The 14,509-nt window shown below is 69.5% G+C and carries 12 protein-coding genes; 2 read left to right on the forward strand and 10 right to left on the reverse strand.

Annotation, left to right across the window (positions count from 1 at the left end; all coding sequences use genetic code 11):
* Both JHN63_RS08660 and JHN63_RS08665 read left to right on the forward strand, forming a co-directional pair.
* Positions 1-463, forward strand: a 463-nt coding sequence (locus JHN63_RS08660; protein ID WP_200678518.1) for a TetR/AcrR family transcriptional regulator, incomplete at its 5' end; no start/stop codon positions are given.
* A 114-nt stretch (positions 464-577) separates the two neighbouring features.
* The gene (locus tag JHN63_RS08665) at positions 578-1,330 is read left to right on the forward strand and encodes a hypothetical protein (RefSeq protein WP_200678519.1); all 753 of its coding nucleotides are present in this window, start codon (positions 578-580) and stop codon (positions 1,328-1,330) included.
* A 176-nt stretch (positions 1,331-1,506) separates the two neighbouring features.
* Here JHN63_RS08665 and JHN63_RS08670 read toward each other — a convergent pair whose 3' ends face one another.
* The 10 genes from JHN63_RS08670 to JHN63_RS08715 all read right to left on the reverse strand — a co-directional run bounded on the left by JHN63_RS08670 (position 1,507) and on the right by JHN63_RS08715 (position 14,427).
* Positions 1,507-4,461, reverse strand: a complete 2,955-nt coding sequence (locus tag JHN63_RS08670) for an aminotransferase (protein WP_200678520.1) — start codon at positions 4,459-4,461, stop codon at positions 1,507-1,509.
* A gap of 44 nt (positions 4,462-4,505) precedes the next feature.
* Positions 4,506-6,185: a CocE/NonD family hydrolase gene (locus JHN63_RS08675; protein WP_200678521.1), complete on the reverse strand. Its 1,680-nt coding sequence runs from the start codon at positions 6,183-6,185 to the stop codon at positions 4,506-4,508.
* Positions 6,186-6,330: 145 nt separating this feature from the next.
* Positions 6,331-7,752: an FAD-binding oxidoreductase gene (locus JHN63_RS08680; protein ID WP_200678523.1), complete on the reverse strand. Its 1,422-nt coding sequence runs from the start codon at positions 7,750-7,752 to the stop codon at positions 6,331-6,333.
* A gap of 419 nt (positions 7,753-8,171) precedes the next feature.
* Positions 8,172-8,405, reverse strand: a complete 234-nt coding sequence (locus JHN63_RS08685) for a cupin domain-containing protein (RefSeq protein ID WP_200678525.1) — start codon at positions 8,403-8,405, stop codon at positions 8,172-8,174.
* A gap of 128 nt (positions 8,406-8,533) precedes the next feature.
* Positions 8,534-10,282 carry an MOSC domain-containing protein gene (locus JHN63_RS08690; RefSeq protein ID WP_200678527.1) on the reverse strand — a complete coding sequence of 583 codons (1,749 nt, stop codon included), beginning with the start codon at positions 10,280-10,282 and terminating at the stop codon, positions 8,534-8,536.
* 140 nt (positions 10,283-10,422) lie between these two features.
* Positions 10,423-10,725 (reverse strand): hypothetical protein, encoded by a 303-nt coding sequence (locus JHN63_RS08695; protein WP_200678529.1) that lies wholly within the window; start codon positions 10,723-10,725, stop codon positions 10,423-10,425.
* A gap of 15 nt (positions 10,726-10,740) precedes the next feature.
* Positions 10,741-11,565, reverse strand: coding sequence for an ABC transporter ATP-binding protein (locus tag JHN63_RS08700; protein WP_200678531.1), 825 nt, complete (start codon positions 11,563-11,565; stop codon positions 10,741-10,743).
* Complete coding sequence (locus tag JHN63_RS08705; protein WP_200678533.1) at positions 11,562-12,569, reverse strand: ABC transporter ATP-binding protein; 1,008 nt, start codon at positions 12,567-12,569, stop codon at positions 11,562-11,564. The genes JHN63_RS08700 and JHN63_RS08705 overlap by 4 nt, the downstream gene beginning before the upstream one ends.
* Positions 12,566-13,432: an ABC transporter permease gene (locus tag JHN63_RS08710; RefSeq protein ID WP_200678535.1), complete on the reverse strand. Its 867-nt coding sequence runs from the start codon at positions 13,430-13,432 to the stop codon at positions 12,566-12,568. Before JHN63_RS08710 ends, JHN63_RS08705 begins: the two co-directional genes overlap by 4 nt.
* Positions 13,429-14,427, reverse strand: coding sequence for an ABC transporter permease (locus tag JHN63_RS08715; protein WP_200678537.1), 999 nt, complete (start codon positions 14,425-14,427; stop codon positions 13,429-13,431). Before JHN63_RS08715 ends, JHN63_RS08710 begins: the two co-directional genes overlap by 4 nt.
* Positions 14,428-14,509 lie beyond the last annotated feature (82 nt).

Genomic DNA, 14,509 nt, shown 5'->3' on the forward strand with positions numbered 1-14,509 from the left:
GCGCAGCATCTACGCCGCCTTCGGAAACAAGGAGGAGCTGTTCCGCAAGGCCGTCGACCGGTACCTGCAGGGCCCGGGAGCCTTCGTGGGCCCTGCTCTTGAGCTGCCCACCGCCCGGCAGGTGGCCGAGGCGATGCTGCACGGAGGCGTCAACGCCCACACCCTCCCCGGCTGCCCGCGCGGCTGCCTGCTGGTGCAGTCCGCGCTGGCCGCCGGCCCGGAAAGCGAACCGGTCCGGCGCGACCTGGCCGAACGCCGGGAGGCCGGAGTGGCCGCCCTGCGGAAACGGTTCGAACAGGCCCAGGCCGAGGGCGACCTGCCCCCCACCGCCGACCCGGAAACCCTCGCCCGCTACGTGAACACCGTCGGGCAGGGCCTCGCAGTGCAGGCCTCCGGCGGCGCCAGTCCAGAAGACATGCACCGCGTCGTCGACCAGGCCCTCAGCACCTGGCCGAGCGCCTGAACTTCGGTTCCGGCTGCCGGCGATGATGCGGCTGGAGGCCGACTCCGACGGGCTCCCGGCACGGATCGAGGAGCACTTCGGCTCGCGCGTGCTCGACAGCCTCGCCGAGGCCTCATGACGGCCCCGACGTACAGCGAGAACGAGAGCATGTTCCCCGCGTTCCTGTCATCTCCGGCTTCGACGCTGAAGCGGGTCCACGACTTCCAGAACGCGCACGGTAAGGAGGCAGGGCAGACGACAGCCCGTCTTCCGAGGCAACCACCCCTCGATGCGAACAGAGAGGCATCGCCCGTGAGCCGGCCGACGACCACAACCCCCTTGCCGAGCGACACGAAGGTACTGTCCATCGGCCTGCATCCCAGTGCGCCCGACTACAGCAGGATGCTCGACGGTTTCGACAACGAGGCGATACTCATCGCCCGGATAGAAGCCGGGATCGCGGCGCTGCGCGAGGCGGGGTTCGATGCTGTCCCCTGCCTGATCGACACCTCTCCGGACCGCGCCGAGGCAGCCGTCCGGGAGCTGCTCCAGGAGCATGCGTTCGCCCGGGATCCGGCTGTGCTTCAACACTTCGCCGGAGAACACCGTCGAGGCGTTGAGACGGTGGATCCAGACGTAGGCGTCCCTGCACTCGCCTCTGTACTTGATGGATCAACACCTCCTACTGGTGAGTCATCTGTTGAATGGGCCCATAGGGCACGCATCCTTCCGAATCGACGGACACGGACCACAGTTGACGAATCCGGCGCCCGCGCCACCGTCACCCTGGCCGCCCGCCGACATTCGCACTGGCTTCGGGCCAGGCCGCAGACAGCCCGCCGTTCATCCCTGTACTGCGGCGGAAGATACGGGTCCGCGTGCCCGTAGGCCGCCCTCCTGCCCGGCATGGCGCGGTCGTCGGGGACAAGACATCCCACGCAGACGAGCGTCAAGCCACCTGGACGATTACGGCGCCGCTGCCACGGAACCGCCGCCGTCCCGGAAGCGACCAGCTCACGCACATCGTCGGTGTATTGAGCCTGAGCACCCAGAATTACCGGTGGTCACCATCCGTTGGTGAGCACGTCGTCGAGGGCTGCCACGAACACGTCCGCGCTCGTGGTGGTCAGGCACAGCGGTGGTTTGATCTTCAGGACGCACATTCGGTCCGAGGTCGGTTGCGCGATCACGCCGAGTTCCCGCAGGCGGTCACAGATGGCGGCGGTCTCCTCCGTGGCGGGTTCCAGTGTGTGAGGGTCTCTGACCAGTTCCACGCCCAGGTACAGTCCAGTTCCATGGACAGCACCGATCAGCGGGTGTCTGTCCGCGAGTTCCTGCAGTCTTGACCGCAGGTAGGCACCCACGGCGCTGGCGTTTTCCTGCAGCCTTTCGTCGCGAAGCACGTCGAGCACGGTCAGGCCGACCACAGAGCTGACGGGGCTGCCACCGGCCGAGGAGAAGAAGTATCCCTGGGGACGGTATGCCTCGGCGATGTCGCGGCGTGTGATCACCGCACCGAGCGGATGTCCGTTCCCCATCGCCTTGGCGATCGTGACGATGTCCGGCACGACCCTCTGCTGCTCGAATCCCCAGAACCACGACCCGAGCCGTCCGAGGCCGACCTGGACCTCGTCCGCGATGCACAGACCGCCCGCGGCGCGGGTTGCGGCATAGACCTGCGCCAGGTAGCCGTCAGGAAGCTCGATGCCGCCGGCATTGCCGTAGTACGGCTCGCAGAGGAACGCCGCAGGCGGACGGCCGGACCGGGCCAGGTCGGTGATCACGGCAGCGGCCTCGGGGCCGTAGCGGTCGGCTTCCGGGCCCCGGTGCGTTCCGCGGTAGGAGTTCGGTGCCGAGACCGTGTGGACCCAGGCGGGGCGGGATTCGGCAGCTGCGGGGTTGTCCACGGTCGAGGTGGAGACGGCGTCGCTGGCGTAGGTCCACCCGTGGTATGCCTCGTCCATCGCGACGACGTCCTGTCGTCCGGTCGCGGCCCAGGCCAGCCGCAGTGCCAGGTCGACGGCTTCGGAGCCGCTGTTCACGAGGAATACGGTGTTCAGCTGGTCGGGCAGCGTCGCAGTCAGCTGTTCGGACAGCCGCACCACCGACTCGTAGTGGAACCGTGAGTTGGTGTTCAGGAGCTGCCACTGCTGGTGCACGGCCGAAGCGAGCCGGGGATGGCCATGTCCCAGGACGGTCACGTTGTTGACCATGTCGAGGTAGCCGCGGCCCTCCATGTCCACCAGGTAGTGCCGCCAGCCGCGCTCGATCCGTGGCGGTGCGGTGAAGTAGTGCTCCTGGACGGTGGCGTAGGACCGTTCGCGGCGCTCCAGCAGGGCCGGTGCGGGGTCATCTGCCGCCGGTCTGGCGGGAGCCGGTGTGATCAGCTCGGTGGGATCCGGAGAGAGTGCCAGCCAGCTGGCCGCCAGCTCAGGTGTCACGAAGCGCGGCGGCAGTCCCTCGGCCAGTCGTGACAGCTGGACGTGGATTCTGTGGCCGCTGTCGCCCGCAGCGACGGTTCCCATTGGCTGTCCGGCCCGGACCACTCCGGTGCAGTCCACGTCGATGCCGTCCAGGACGAGGCGCAGACCGTCGGATGTCAGGGTCAGGCCGTTTTCGGCGTGCCGGGTGACTGTGCCCGGCCATGGGGCCCGGACCTGTGTGGGTCCGGTGAGGTGAGCCTCGATTCCAAGCGCCAGCGTGGCCGCGACTCGGGTGGAGTCGACGGTTGTTCGGGTGAGGCGGTGCTCGCCGTGCCGTGTGAGTACCGCACCGTTGGCGACCAGAGCCTCGGCGGCCAGGGTGGACTCGGCGTCAGCGCCGAGCCACCGTCCTGAGTGCAGGGTGTCGGAGGTGACCGACAGGTCGAGCGTGCTCACCTTGCCCGCCAGTTCCGGGAAGAGGTGCCGTGCGCCGACCGGCAGACCGGTGGTCGGCTCCCGGCGGTCCCCGATGCCTTCGAGGGAGTGCTGGAAGTGAGCTGTCATCACCTCCGTCGGGACCGCCGTACTGGCTTCGAACATCGCCCATTCACCGTCCAGGGCTGCCGCCGTATAGGCGTTGCCGGGATCCATCAGAGCGTCGTACTGGCCGCATGCGACAAGAACGCAGCCACGTAGGACGATCAACGGCCACAGCACCTGTACTTCGGCGCCACTCAGCGGCCGGACGCCGTGGAAGGCCCGTACGGCGGGGAGGACCGAGGCGGGCGTGGCTCCGTGGTGGTGCAGGACCGAGGTACAGGTGACAGCCAGCTCGGCGACGGCCCAGCTGTGCATGAGGTCCCCGAAGTCGATCACACCCACCGGCATGGGGCGGCCGTCGGGTTCCGTCTCACACACCACGTTGTTGTCGGTGACGTCGCCGTGGATCACCTGAACGGGCAGTTCGGCCGCATACCGGTCGAGGAGTTCATGGGCCGCGTGAGCGGCCCGCAGCACCTGGTCGGCGCGTTTCCTGTCGGCCATGTGCGGCGCCAACGACGTCACGACCGCGCGGGCGTTGCGCAGGTCCCACAGCAGTGGCCGGCCCTCGGCGGGTGCCTCGAAGTTCTCCAGGCCGACGGTGATGCGTCCGGCGAGTTCACCCAGGCGCGCGACGACCCGTGGCGCCAGGTATCGGCTGTCCATGATCGGTTCGCCCGGGACGTAGTCGAGCAGTTGGCAGTCGAGTTCCTGGCCGTTCACGCTGATGCGTTGGATGAACTCTCCGTCGGCCCCACGGTGGGCACGGGGCAGGCGCAGATCCGGCACAACGCCGGCCAGCCGCTCGACGGCCTCGCACTGGGCTCGCAGGGTGGCGTTTTCGGACACCGGATTGAAGATCTTGAGTACGTATCCGTCCTGGCCGGGGCCTGTGTGCACCCGGAAGTTGCAGTCCTGGGCGCTGCCCAGTTCCTCCAGCGCGCCACTGACCCCGAATCGTTCCGCGAGGCAGAGGGCGGCCTGCTCCTTTCCGACCGGGATCATGGGCGTCACCTGCCAGTGCTCCGGACCAGTGCCGTCTGGGCTGGTACTCATTGCATGCTCCATTCGTCTTCGTCCGTCATCCGGCGTCGGGCCGGTCAGGCAGGCTCGGCGAGTGTGGTCAGGGAGAGGTGGCTCGCCCGCTCGCCGCCCGTGGTGAGGGTCTGGGTGCTGGGGCGGCCCGCTGCGGCAAGCCATGGGTTCTCGTCCGTACCGGGGTGCCACACGTAGTGGGGGAAGTCGCTGCAGCAGAGCTGCAGGCGCAGCCGGTGTCCCGGGCGCAGTCGGTAGCCGAGGTGTCCGAGGTCGATGGTCACCTGGTCGGGGAGTTCGCGGTCCTGTGAAGCGATCACGCTCTGGCCCCGTAGAAGCAGGCGCGCCTCGTTTGCGGGCGAGACGTCGTAGAGCTTGGCGAACAGGTGCATGCAGGGGGCTGTGGAGCGGGCCGTGAGCGTGACTCGGGCCGGGCCGGCCAGGTCGCACGGTGCCGTCGCGCGTTCACTGGTGAAGGTGAGAACGTCGGGGCGGGAGTGCACTCGGCTCTGGTCGGGCCATTCGCGCAGCGCGGAGAAGGGGTCGGCGATGACGCTCGGTACCAGATCGTCAGGGTCGTGGACCCAGCTCATGGTTTCGGGGAGTCTCTTCTGCTGCTCGCGGAGCGTGCCGCCGTCCGTGTCCAGGACCGCCCTGGTGGGCGAGGCCAGGTGGAGACGGAGTTCGCGGGTGCCGGGGGGCGGCCAGCTCTCGGCCGTCTGAGGGCCGATGTGCCCGAGGTTCCAGCGGACGCGCGGCAGTTGTTCAGCACTGTCCTCTTCCTTGAGGAAGATACGGAAGAACTCCAGCACGGGCTCGACATAGCGGGCGACGAGTCGGCTCAGCGCGGCGTCGTCGACACTGTGGTCGTTCTCGGGCGTGACCGGGGCCTGGGACAGGTGGTAATTCTCGTGGTCCACCGAATCGGCGAAGAGGTAGGTCAGCGGCCCCCAGGAGGAGTGGGCCGCCATGGCGCTGTAGTCGCGCATGGATTCAGTCTGGAGGTTGTCGAACCAGCCGACTCCGTGCAGCGTCGGCACCGGTCGCGCCTGCAGGGGGTGGCCCTGGGGGTAGAGATCGAGAGCCAACGGGTGCGGCACACAGGAGTCGAAGGCGGATGACCGCATTCCGGTGACGGCGAACTTCTCCTCCAAGGCGTCGATCAGCGGCCGGCGATCGTAGTCGATGGAGTGGGACACGATGTCGGGGCCGGCCCAGTAGTCGGCCAGGTATTCGGCCCCGTACAGCGTGACGATGCTCCGCGGTTCCCAGCGGGGCACGACAGCGGCGAGTTCCATCGAGGTGGCCCGGGGCACGATGGCGCGCAGTGCCGGGTGGCCGGTGGTGACTGCTGCCCACTGGGTGAAGCCGAAGTACGAGTCCCCGCACATGCCGACGCGACCATCGGACCACGGCTGGCGGGTGATCCAGTCGATCGTGTCGTAGCCGTCCTCCGCTTCGTGCTCGAAGGGGCGCGTCTCGCCCTGCGAGCGGAACTTGCCTCGGACGTCCTGGACGACGAGGGCGTAGCCGTGGCTGGTGAAGTGGGGGGCGAGTTGCGCCATGAGCATGTACCGGCTGTTCTTGTCGTACGGGAGTCGGAACAGCACGGCGGGGCAGGGCTCGGGAGAGGAGGGAATGTAGAGGTCCGTCGCGAGTTCGGCACCGTCCCGCATGGGAACCATGCGCTGTTCGGCCGATTCGTTCAGAGGGGCGGGGCCTATGTGTTCGTAGGCGGTGGGCATGGGGCCGGGTCCTTTCGACGGTAGGGGCCGAGGGGCGGTGTGCGTACGCGGTTCAGGCCGTCTTGCTGCCTGCGACAAGTTCGGTGCCGACACCGATTGGCCGCGGCGACACCGGAGTGAGCGCGTCCGAGTCGCGCCGGACTCGTCAGCGGCCGGCGAATGTGTCGGCCAGGCGTGCCCATCGGCTCGTGGTGCGCTGCTCAGGGCGGCTCTCCCGGCGGTCCGCCGCGCGGTAGAGCGCGTACATGGTCTGCACGCCGAGCCAGCGCAGCGGTTCCGGTTCCCAGCGCCGGATCCGCCTGTTCACCCAGGGAAGGCAGGTCAGTTCCGACTTCTCCCCGAGCACCAGATCCGCGAGTGTCCGGCCCGCCAGATTGGTGGTGGTCAGACCGCTGCCGACGTAGCCGCCGGCCATCGCGACACCGGTGTCGCGATCGTGATTGACGGTGGTGCACCAGTCGCGCGGCACAGCGAGTACTCCGCACCATGCGTGGTCGATCCGCACGCCGGCGGTGGCGGGGAACAGGGTGTGCAGGGTGGCGATCAGCGACTTCACGGTGGCGTCCGGGGTGCGCCCGCGGTCGTCCGTCCGTGAGCCGAAGCGGTAGGGGTTTCCACGCCCGCCGAGCGCGATGCGGCCGTCGGCGGTCCGCTGTGCGTACAGATATGCGTGGGCGCTGTCGCCGAGGACCTCGGCTCCGTGCCAGCCCACCTGGTCCATGACCGCGTCGGGCAGCGGCTCCGTCACGATCATGGAGGAGTTCATCGGAAGCCAGGTGCGGCGCTGCCCGGGCAGGCCCGCGCTGAAGCCTTCCAGGCACTGCACCACGTGCTCGGCGGTTACCGTGCCCCGGTCGGTGGTGACCTGATGGGGCGAGACCGCCGTCGCCGCGGTCTGCTCGTAGATGACGGTCCCCTGTGCCTCCACCACCCGGGCGAGCCCTCGTACGAGCTTGGCCGGCTGGACCCTGGCGCAGTGCGGGCTGTAGGCAGCCGAGAGGGCCGACGGCACGTTCATGCGGCGGCCGAGTTCGGCGGTCGTCAGCTCGTGGAAGTCTGACTCGCCGGCGCCCCACGACCGTTCGTACTCGACCTGCTGGCGCAGGCGGGCACGCTGTGCCTGCGAGCGGGCGATGAGCACCATTCCGTCCTTGACGATGTCGGCCTCGATGCGCTCCCTGGCCGCCACCGCGATCACCTCGTCCACGGCGCCGCGCAGGGCGGCGAGCAACTGGGTCACGCCTTCGCGGCCATGGGCGGCGGCGTAGCGTTCGCGGGGGCCGGCCAGCTCGGCCGACAGCCACCCGCCGTTGCGGCCCGAGGCACCGAACCCGGCGAACTCTCGCTCGATGACGACGATCCGCAGATCGGGCCGGGCCCGCGCCAGGTAGTAGGCGGTCCACAGTCCGGACAATCCGGCCCCGATGACGGCGACATCCGCCGTCACGTCCTTCGTCAGGGCGGCACGGTGTGCCGTCACGGGCTCGTCCTGGTACCAGAAGGAGACGTCCCCGTTGGGGATGTGTGATGCAGGAGGCACGGTGGCTGTTGTCCTCTTCGATCTCATGCTTTCCTCCAGGCAGGGCGGCGGACTGTGGCATGTCGGAGCGCAGGGCAGCGAGTTCGAGACGTGAGGGACGGTCGGAACACGGTGGGCTCCCAGCAGAGGATTTCGGTGCCGAAATCACTGCGGGCGGCCCGTCATCGGCTCCGCCCGTCTCCCCCGCGGCGCGGCCGGTTCGTGCGCAAGCGGCCCGTCGTAGGTGGGGTTCGGACGGTGGCAGCGTCCGAACCCGCGGCCTTGACGGACTTCACGAACCCGAGGAGCGCCAGGCGCGGAACGTCCGGGCTCGCTTTCGTTCAGGCCCCCATTATGTATGACTCAATATATATCCTACGTTATTTTTAACAAGGGGTCGTCCGAGGCCGGCTGCAGTACTACCGGGGATTCACCGGCGAGAAGATGAGCCGGCCCCGAGCAACCTCTCAGCCGGCGACGACGTAGAGCTTTCGCAGTGCGGTGCGAACCTCCCACTCGGCCCGCTCCCCCGCATGCAGGCGTACGACGACACCGGGGGTGAGCTCGACACTCTCCCCGGTGTCGAATCGCACGGTCGCCTCCCCGTCCAGCACGACGAAGATCTCGTCGGCCTCGACATCGCGGACCGTGCCGCCCGTCAGTGCCCACAGCCCGACCTCGATCCCCCTGAACTCGCCCAAGGTTCTCCCCCATGCCACCGGACATCCCGCGAGAACGACGGCCTCCTCCAGTGGCAACGAAGTGAGATCGGCCTCGTATGCGTCGACGCAACGGTCCATCAGGACAACATCCTTGGATTCAAGATCTGTCAGCTCTCGTCGATCACGAGATCTGTCGTCGGAACCGAACTGCAGAGCAGCACCGTTCCGTCACGGGGTTCCACAAGCGGGTCGACGAGATACGCCGTACGGCCATGGACGGTTGACGCACAGGTCCCGCACACTCCGGCACGGCAGTCGGCGCGCAGCGTCAGCCCCTGGGACTCCGCCAGGTCGAGGAGCGTTCCCGACGCGGGACTCCACTCGGCCATCGCCCCTGACGGCCGATAGGTCACCTGGAACGGACCCGCGTGCGGGGCCGGCCGCGGTGTGACGTCCACCGGCCTGGGTGAATAGAACGCGTCGTACCGGATCGAGGTCGCAGGCACACCCGCCGCCTGCACGATCTCCCTCATCTCGCGGACGAATGAAGCGGGTCCGCACAGGTGGACTTCCGTGGAGACTGCTTCCGCCAGGATGCTGGTGATGAACGCGCCGTCAGGACGTCCGCGGCGATGTTCCACCGCACCGTTCTCGGGCTGGGGCCGTGTCACGTGCAGGTGCAGGCGGGCGCGGCTCAACTGTGCGATGGCTGACTGGAGTTCGTCCCGGTGCGGAAGACTTTCGTAATCGCGGACGACGTGTACGAAGTCCACCGGGCGGTCGCTGCTCCCGGCCACCAGGGCGTGGGCCATGGCGAGCGCCGGAGTGATGCCGATGCCGGCCGTCAGGACCAGGAGCGGGCGGTCCTCGTCCGCGTCGATGACAGCATCCCCGAACGGGCCGGTGACCAGGACATGTTCACCCTGCTGCAGACGGGAGAGCCACGGTGACACCACGCCGCCGTCGCGATACTCCGCGGTGATGCGTGCGGGTCCGTCACCGGCGCGGCTGATCGTGTAGTTGCGCCATCCTGGAGCGTCCACCCCGAGGCGGTGTACTCGCAGATACTGACCGGGCCGCGCCGTCGCGAAAGCGGGGCTCGGATCCTCGAACTCGATGCTGGTGGCGGTAGCGGCAGCCCGGCTCACCGAGGTCACCCTGGCCATCCGTGGCGCTGAAGCGATCTCCGTCCGACTCATCTTCTGGCCCGCGTACGTGAGCGGGCGGCGTACACCGACGTGCACATGCTCGCCGACCTGGAGCAAGCCCGGCGTCGCGACCTGGGCATAGACCCCGCAGTAGCGGTGTCCGAAGTGGCCGGCGAGGATCCCGGGGACATTGACCTCGGTGCCTCCGGTGGCGGGGTCGACGGCCGTCGCCCTGCACCGCTCTATGGGCCGCAGCACATCGAGGTCGACCTCACCGATGCGCAGGCCCGCGCCCAGGAGACCGAACTCGGCCCACGGGGGCAGGCCGTCGACGTACAGGTTGGCTCTGAACCGCCGCGGATCGAGCGGGGTCTTCGCGACGCGCGCGATGTCGCGGACGGTGGCCAGGTTGATGATCGATATCGGGGCGTCGGCGAAGTCCCACAGATGGCTGCCGGAGGAGGCAAGGCGCGCGGTCCGGCCCGGGGTACCGAACCAGTGCTGGATGCGGGACACGACGAACTCGTCGTCGTCCAGGCGGCCGTCCTCCCGGAGTCGGAGCCGCAGTTCTTCGCCGTCCCGGGCCGTGAGAACGACCTCGGCGCCCTCCGTTCCGGTGTCCGCGACGATGCGGGCCGAGTAGCCTCCGAGATCCGGTCGGGTGTCCAGGGCGTGGAAGGCCTCGTAGCTCGTCCAGTTGCCGAAACTCTCCAGTGGGATCACATCGTTGGCCAGGCCGAGCAGACGGTCGAAGCGCAGGCCGTCCAAACCGAGAAACGCTTCGTCGAGTGCCTCGCCTCCCAGCCCCTTGACCGGATAGCGCCCGATGCCCGCCAGCCTTGCAATGGGTGCGGGGCCGCGCCCGGTCTCCTGGGATGAGCGAGGTTGTCCTTGAAACTGCACAGCCCTCATTCCTCGGATCCCAACACTGCAGACCGCGCATGGCCGGTGAGGTGGCCGTCGGCGTACAGCGCCTGAGTGCCGGAATGCCACAGGCAGTGCGGGAAGTCACCGTCGGCAATCTGCTCCATGAAGCGGTAGCGGCCGTGCTGGTCATACGGCGGGCGGAACAACACCGTGCGCCGGCGGTCCGAGGAGGTGGGGAGACAGACGTCGGCAGCCTGTGCGACGCCGTCCCGCATGGGCACCCGGTACTGCTCGGCCGCCCCGACAAGGGGGGCGGGGCCTATGCGTTCAGTGGCGATGGGCATCGGCGAAGGTCCTTGTCAGGCTGTGGCGTTGGAGGCGGCGCGGCGGCGCGGGATCCATCCGGGCCGGGGGACGGCGGACAGCAGGCGCTGCGTGTAGGGGTCCTCAGGGTGGTCGAGGATGCGGGCGGTCGGGCCCGCTTCGACGACGCTGCCGTGGTGCATGACGACGCACTCGTCGCTCACCTGGCGAACGACGCCCAGGTCGTGGGAGATGAACAGGTACGCCACCTGGGTCTCGGCGCGCAGGTCCGCGAGCAGGTTGATGATCTGGGCCTGGACGCTGACGTCGAGCGCGGCCACCGCCTCGTCGAGGATCAGCAGCCGGGGACGTAGCGCCAACGCGCGGGCGATGGCGGCGCGTTGGCGCTGGCCGCCGGAGAGCGCGCGGGGGCGGGCGGCGCCCTGACGCTCGTCCAGGCCGACCTGCCGCAGGAGTTCCCGGACGCGGTCGCCGTGGTGTGCGGTGTCGTCGGGGAAGTGGACGCGCAGGATCTCCTCGATGGCCGCGGCCACGGTCTGGTGCGGGTCGAGAGAGGTGTAGGGGTCTTGGAAGACCATCTGGACCTCGCGGGCCCGTGCCCTGCGGTCCCGTTGCCGGATGCGGCCTCCTGCCCGGGCCGTACCGTCGTACTCGACGAGGCCGGAGGTGGGTGTCTCCATGCCGGCGATCATCCGTGCGACGGTCGTCTTGCCGGACCCTGACTCCCCCACCACGGCCAGGGAGCCGCCTGCGGGCAGGGCGAACGACACGTCGTCCACGGCGACGAAGCCCTCTCCGCTCCCGGACCGGGGCGGAGGGAAGACCTTGCGCAGCTTTTCCACGCGCAGCAGCGGGGTCATACCGTCTCCGATCGTTGCGGGGCGTCGAACGTGATCCGGCCGCGCAGTTCCTCGGCCCGGTGGCAGGCCACCTGGTGGTCGTCCAGTACGCGCAGCTGCGGGCGTTCGGTGCGGCACCGGTCCTGGGCGAAGGGGCAGCGGTCGGCGAAGACGCACCCCGGGCCCGCTTCGAAGGCCGAGACCGGGCGCCCCGGGATCGCCCACAGGCGCTGGACGTCCACGGTGCTGGGGCGGGAGGCGAGCAGGCCCACGGTGTAGGGGTGGCGGGCCGTGTCGTGGAGGTCCTTCGCGCTCGCGCTCTCCACGACGGTTCCCGCGTACATGACGGCGATCCGGTCGGTGACCGCGGCGGCCAGGTCGAGGTCGTGGGTGATGAAGACCATGGCGAGGCCGCGCTCCACGCGCTGTTCGTGGAGGATGGCCATGACCTCTTCCTGGGTGGTGACGTCCAGGGCGGTGGTCGGCTCGTCGGCGATGATCAGACGGGGGCGGGCCAGCAGCGCGGAAGCGATCATGACGCGTTGTAGCAGGCCGCCGGAGAGCTGGTGGGGGTACTGGCCCATGCGGCGCGGTGCGTCGGCGATGCCCACCTCCCGCAGCAGGGCGACGGCCCGCTCGGCGGCCTCGGTACGGGGTACGGAGGCGGTGCTGCGCAGGCCTTCGGTGAGGAAGTCGCCGATGGTGCGCACCGGGTTGATGTGGGCGCGCGGATCCTGGTGGATCATCGCCACCTCGCGGGCGCGGTAGCGGCGCAGAGCGCGGCGGTCCATCCCGGTCACGGGCACCGCGTCGAAACGTACGTCGCCGTCCACCATGGACCCGGTGGGCAGCAGGCGCATCAGGGCGCGGGCCGTCATCGACTTGCCGGACCCGGACTCACCGACGAGTCCGAGTGCCTCGCCCGGCATCAGGGTCAGGTTGACGTCGTGCAGGACGCGGCGCAGGTGTCCGCGGACGGGGATGTCGAGGCGGAGGTGCGCGACTTCGACCAGGGGGTTGTTCATGCGTTGGCCTCCGCGCGGTCGGCGAGCCGTTCTCCGAGCAGGTTGAAGGCGACGACGGTGACGACGATGGCGAGGCCGGCGGCGAGCGCGGCCTGGGGCTGGCCGTTGAGCAGGGCCGTCTGGCCGTCGGCGATCATCAATCCCCAGTCCGTGGTGGGCGGTTGGACGCCCAGGCCGATGTACGAGATCGCGCCGAGTTCTACCAGTGCGGTCCCGAAGCTGATGACGGCCTGGGCACGGATGACCGGCAGCAGGTTCGGCAGGATGTGCCGGGTACAGATCCGCCAGGCGGACAGACCGGCCAGCTCGCAGGCCTCGACGTAGGGCAGATGGCGTTCCCGGTGCGCGACCGAGCGGACGATGCGGGTCAGGTACGGGGTGTACGCGATGGCCAGCGCGGTGACCGGCGCGGTCAGCCCGGAGCCGAACAGGGCCACGGCCAGGACAGCGAACAGCAGGCCGGGGAAGGCGAACAGCACGTCGGACAGCCGGGTCACCACCTGGTCGAACCAGCCGCCGTACCAGACGGACGCGATGGCCAGCGCGGTACCGGCGACCGTGGCGACGGTGACCACGAGGGCGGGCCCGAGCAGGCTCAGCCGTGCCCCGTACAGCAGGCGGGAGAGGATGTCGCGGCCGAGGGAGTCGGTGCCGAGCCAGTGCTGCGCCGAGGCGCCCTGACCCGCCGCGAGGACGTCGGTCTGGGCCGGGTCGTACGGCGCGAGCAGGGGTGCCGCCACCGCGACGCAGACCAGCAGGACGCAGATGGTCGTGGCCACGACAAGTACGAGGTCGGTCGAGCGCAGGCGGCGGGTGGCCCGGACCAGGGGTGCGGGGGCGGGCAGCCCGGTGAGCGCGGTCATGCCGTACCGCCTTTCGTGCGCAGGCGCGGGTCGAGGAGGAGGTGGAGGGCGTCGACGAGACCGGTGACGACGACGAAGACGGCGACCAGCAGCACGCTGATCGCGAGCACCACGTTGTAGTCCTTGGCGGACACGCTGCTGATGAGCAGGGAACCGAGTCCGTCCAGGCCGAAGGCCTGCTCGACGACGACCGCCCCGGCCAGCAGCCCGGCCACGGTGAGGCCCAGCACGGTCGTGATGGGGATCGACGCGTTGCGCAGGACGTGCCGGCGGAAGACCAGGCCCGGAGCGACGCCCCTGCCGCGTGCGGTCTCGACGTGTTCGCGCGACCCTTCGGTGCGGATGGAGGTGCGGGTGATCTGGGCGACCCAGGCGCTCCAGCCCAGGGCCAGCGCGACGGCGGGGAGGGTCAGGTGCCACACCCGGTCGCCGAGTCCGCCGGAGCCCGCTCCCGTCGCCGGGAACCAGCCCAGCTTCAGGGCGAAGACGCTCACCAGCAGGGAGGCGGCGACGAAGCCGGGGATGGCGACGCCGACCGCGGTCAGGGTGACCACATACGGGCTGAGCCGTCGGAAGGCTCCGCCGATGATGCCGAGGGTCACGCCCAGCACGGCGATGAGGAGAGCGGCGTACGCGATCAGCAGGAGTGTGGTGCCCAGGCGCGGTCCGATCAGGTCGGCGACGTCCGTGCGGTACGTGATGGAGGTGCCCAGCCGTCCTTGGGGCAGACCCGTCAGCCAGTGCCAGTAGCGGACCACGAGAGGGTCGTCCAGGCCGAGTTCGTGGCGTGCGGTGGCGAGCTGCGCGGGGGTGGCGTGGGTGCCCGCGAGCTGGACCGCCGGGTCGCCGGGGGCCGCGCCGAGGGCCGCGTACACCGCGAAGGAGGAGATCAGAAGGGTGGCGAGCGGGCCGACGAGCCGCTTCGCCGCGGCAGTGAGTCGGTATGCCGGGAACCTGCGGCGAACCGGTGGGGTGGCGGGGGGAGCAAGGGTCATGATGTCGTGCGATACGGCCGGGTGCCGGCTGCATCTCCTCCGTCCGTACCTGGCGGTGGATGGCGGGGTTCGTGGCGGCACG

Origin of the sequence: Streptomyces sp. MBT65 (assembly GCF_016612545.1) — a bacterium.
Lineage (GTDB): Bacteria > Actinomycetota > Actinomycetes > Streptomycetales > Streptomycetaceae > Streptomyces.

Coding starts and splice junctions, on each gene's coding strand:
- JHN63_RS08665 (WP_200678519.1), top strand. CDS start 578: ATGACGGCCCCGACGTACAGCGAGAACGAGAGCATGTTCCCCGCGTTC.
- JHN63_RS08670 (WP_200678520.1), bottom strand. CDS start 4,461: ATGAGTACCAGCCCAGACGGCACTGGTCCGGAGCACTGGCAGGTGACG.
- JHN63_RS08675 (WP_200678521.1), bottom strand. CDS start 6,185: ATGCCCACCGCCTACGAACACATAGGCCCCGCCCCTCTGAACGAATCG.
- JHN63_RS08680 (WP_200678523.1), bottom strand. CDS start 7,752: ATGAGATCGAAGAGGACAACAGCCACCGTGCCTCCTGCATCACACATC.
- JHN63_RS08695 (WP_200678529.1), bottom strand. CDS start 10,725: ATGCCCATCGCCACTGAACGCATAGGCCCCGCCCCCCTTGTCGGGGCG.
- JHN63_RS08700 (WP_200678531.1), bottom strand. CDS start 11,565: ATGACCCCGCTGCTGCGCGTGGAAAAGCTGCGCAAGGTCTTCCCTCCG.
- JHN63_RS08705 (WP_200678533.1), bottom strand. CDS start 12,569: ATGAACAACCCCCTGGTCGAAGTCGCGCACCTCCGCCTCGACATCCCC.
- JHN63_RS08710 (WP_200678535.1), bottom strand. CDS start 13,432: ATGACCGCGCTCACCGGGCTGCCCGCCCCCGCACCCCTGGTCCGGGCC.
- JHN63_RS08715 (WP_200678537.1), bottom strand. CDS start 14,427: ATGACCCTTGCTCCCCCCGCCACCCCACCGGTTCGCCGCAGGTTCCCG.